Here is a 3028-nt window from a genome sequence, read left to right as displayed (position 1 = left end):
TCTGTGGCGCTGAGTTCGTGATAGGACATGGGGCAACACCTTACCGAAATGGTCGGGTGTTGCACTCAGTTTTTGCGGCCGCCCTATATAACTAGAAGCAGCCCAATCGACTCCCGACCATCCCGACAAGGCAGGGCAATGGGGAGCAACATTGCCCTGCCTGTCGAGGGAATTGCCGAATTGCCTCCTGGGAGAGTTAGCTGAGAACACAAGCCCTTCCCAAGCGGCATAAACGCCATGACCAGCCTTAGCCAGCCATGGCGTGAATGATCGTTTTCTAGCTGGCCATGCTCAAATGGCCTGTGGAGCGGACTGCACCACTCTCTGCCAAGTCACGCTCTTCGATTCTAGCCAGGATCCAATCGTGCACCTCGCTGTCGACCCATCCGACACAGCGGTCACCCAACGGGACGGGTTTCGGGAAGGTGCCTTCCCCTATGTGCTTATAGATGGTCGACCGTGCCAAGCCAGTCGAATCGATGACTTCTTTCAGGCGGATGATCCTCATGAACGGGCTCCTCTTGTTCGTTCAGAGGATTGGCAGGGTTTGTTCTTTTTCACTGAGTCCTGGCTCGGCAAGCTAGGTGATTTCCATAACTCAGCCTTCACGGGCATCTGAACCAGCATCGCCTCGACGATTAGTCGTCGCGATGAGGCTTCTGGTATTCATCAGTGGCTTGAGGGAAGTCTAATTGCAGCACGCCGTCCAAAGGCATACGCAGCCCATAAAGGTACTGTTGACCGACAGACAGCCCTGCTGGATCTGGGTAAGACGTCTCTGTCCATTTATCTCCCTGCCACTCCAACACACATCCGCCCAAACCGGGGGTGGTCAAGTCTTCGCGTCCGCTCTTGGGCAACAGCAGGAGCACTCGCACTGAGTAAAAGATGAGGCTGCTGTCCCGATACTTCGCCCTGCGCTCTGGCAACAAAGCGACGTCCATGCTTTTGAGGTCCAGGCTCTTCAAGGCCTGTCTGCAGTTATGCTTGATGGCAACAGCAATCGAGCGTGCCCCTTCGATGAGATATTCCGCCAGGGCCTCTTGATCCGTGGCCGGGTCTCTCTCTGGAGTTTCTTCAGGTATCAATAGCTCCTCTTGCAGTACCTTCTGCAACGCTAACTTGCCTAAGCGAAAATCGTCCCAATGCCCTGAGAGCAAGGCTGCGGCATAACCGTCAAGCTTGCCACGCAATGTGTCCGCCAGATCGTGCTCATGCCGCGACCGAAGATAAGATCTGATGCCAAGGTCACGCTGCTCCATGCCACCGTCTGCGGGTTTCAGGATGTAATCCACAATGTCTGATGACCGACCATCGAAAGGCTGGCGGTACAGGAACGACAGCAGCAAAGGCGTCTTTTCTGCCAACAAGTCAGGATGGTTTAGGTTAAGGAAATAGCAACTCGCTGTTCTGCGAAATAAATGCTTCCCCGTTGCCCCAGGCGTAAAGGCTCGCAACACGCCCTCACTCAGCAGCTTCTGAGTCCGGCTTCTTAGCCGCTCCTTACTCAGTCCTGTCTGCTGCCCCAAAGTTGACCTACCTGCCCCCTGCACTATCCCGAAACGATCTGCATGACACAGCAGCACGGCAAATAGCAGTCGGTTCAAGAAACTCAAACGCTTGGGCACAGGTGGGTCCCCTTCCTCTGCGGCGGAAGATTTCCTACGCCTTCCTACAAACTGCAGACCTGGATGACCCTCGTGTCGCAACAGGTAGTCAATACACGTAGCCCACTCCGACTCAACCTCACCTACCTCCAACTGCTCCGCCATATCCGGAGCGAGGCGGTATTCAGTTGGAGGTCGGCCTAACCCCTTAGCAATCCCCCTTCGAATCAGTACGCCTTCATCGACTAACTCATCGAGCCCTCTGCCCAACTGGATATCCGTGATGCCGATCGTTTGAGCGAACTCCTTGACCCTAAGAAGGGTCCAGCCACACACATCGTTCAGCTGAGTAAAACGCGCCAACACGTAGCGTGCAGCCGGGGAAAGGCCCGCCCGTTTCCAGGTGAGAACGGCTACGAGCCATCGCGTGTTCATCCATTAACTCTCTCAATGATGAAGGGGATGAGTATATTTATCCTCGTTTTTACAGACTATCTAAAAATATAACTGAGACATGTAAATTACACGCCAGTAACATGTCACAAAATCCATCACTAGAAGTCACAAATAGGAATTATGGATATAAAATGACTAATTTCAGAACCATCGATCAAGAAAAGACCGATTGGTCAATAAAATATTTGAGACGAAAAGGCATTTCGCTAGGACGATGGGCGGGGCGTAAGGAGCTGGATGCCTGGAGGGAGAAGTTGGCGTCATTGCCCGAGGGGTTGCTGCTAGTCCGCATGGAGAATGCGTGGAAGACACATCAGTCCCGGCAGAAAAAGAAATTGGAGGGCAAAGAGTCCAGCAGCCACATGCTGTCAATCCAGGCTAAGAGGAAGCTCGCCAGCTTAGCCAAGCAGAGCGGCACCACGAGCGCAGGCGCATTGGAGTCGTTGATCATGGATGGGCATCAGTTAATTGAGCAGGAAAGAGCTGCGGTGAAGCTCGCCAAGGAGACGCTCGCGCAGAAGACTAAGGAGCTAGAGTCAGCCCAGAAGATGCTGAAGGATTGCATCGCACGACTGTCCGACTGCACCGTGGTGATGGAAGGCGCGGGACTCTCGATCAAAGAACTAACGGATGCTCAGAAGCGGGAAAGCAAGAAGCGGCAGCCTGAGATGCTCAGGGCTTTGAGCGGGAGCAGTATTACTGCAGTCTTGAATGTGCTTCTCGGCGATACTTTTGATAGAGCGAACGACTGACCAGCCGCTCACGGCAGCCTCGTACGCCGACATGAATTTGAAGGCAAGAATCGTTAATCGTTGCGCACGCCAAAGTGTGGGTCAAAGTATGGGTAAAACCATAAATTTAAATAAACAAGGCGGCCGCAAAAACTGAGTGCAACACCCGACCATTTCGGTAAGGTGTTGCCCCATGTCCTATCACGAACTCAGCGCCACAGAGCGCGTCACGAT

The 3028-nt window shown here is 53.5% G+C and carries 3 protein-coding genes; 1 reads left to right on the top strand and 2 read right to left on the bottom strand.

Features of this window, described 5'->3' with window-relative positions:
• Positions 1-277: 277 nt before the first annotated feature.
• Complete coding sequence (locus A9513_RS14630; RefSeq protein ID WP_065327454.1) at positions 278-508, bottom strand: AlpA family transcriptional regulator; 231 nt, start codon at positions 506-508, stop codon at positions 278-280.
• A gap of 130 nt (positions 509-638) precedes the next feature.
• Positions 639-2042 carry a hypothetical protein gene (locus tag A9513_RS14625; protein WP_065327453.1) on the bottom strand — a complete coding sequence of 468 codons (1404 nt, stop codon included), beginning with the start codon at positions 2040-2042 and terminating at the stop codon, positions 639-641.
• 152 nt (positions 2043-2194) lie between these two features.
• Here A9513_RS14625 and A9513_RS14620 point away from each other — a divergent pair, with 152 nt between their 5' ends.
• Positions 2195-2815: a hypothetical protein gene (locus A9513_RS14620; protein ID WP_065327452.1), complete on the top strand. Its 621-nt coding sequence runs from the start codon at positions 2195-2197 to the stop codon at positions 2813-2815.
• Positions 2816-3028: the final 213 nt, after the last annotated feature.

Source organism: Pseudomonas sp. AU12215 (assembly GCF_001675465.2).
Classification (GTDB): Bacteria; Pseudomonadota; Gammaproteobacteria; order Pseudomonadales; family Pseudomonadaceae; genus Pseudomonas; species Pseudomonas nitroreducens.
This window is presented reverse-complemented; position numbering and strand designations above follow the sequence as displayed.